Here is a 248-nt window from a genome sequence, read left to right as displayed (position 1 = left end):
ACTTTACCTCGGTCGGACTGGTGGTCGACCGCACCTACAAGATCATGGATAACTGGATTCTGGTCGCGTTGCCGATGTTTATTCTGATGGGCAACCTGCTCGACAAATCCGGCGTGGCCGAAAACCTGATGAAGTCCTTCCAGGCGCTGTTTGGTCGGGTGCGGGGCGGACTGGCCATTACCGTGGTGCTGATCGGGATTATTCTGGCCGCTTCCACTGGTATTGTTGGTGCTTCCGTGGTGCTGCCC

General features: G+C 56.9%; 1 protein-coding gene. It reads left to right on the top strand.

Annotated elements, in window-relative coordinates:
• Positions 1–248 (top strand): TRAP transporter large permease subunit (locus Q4563_RS21650; protein WP_303605997.1); only part of this gene is annotated, 248 nt, incomplete at both ends.

It is taken from the genome of Gilvimarinus sp. 1_MG-2023, from assembly GCF_030548285.1.
This window is presented reverse-complemented; position numbering and strand designations above follow the sequence as displayed.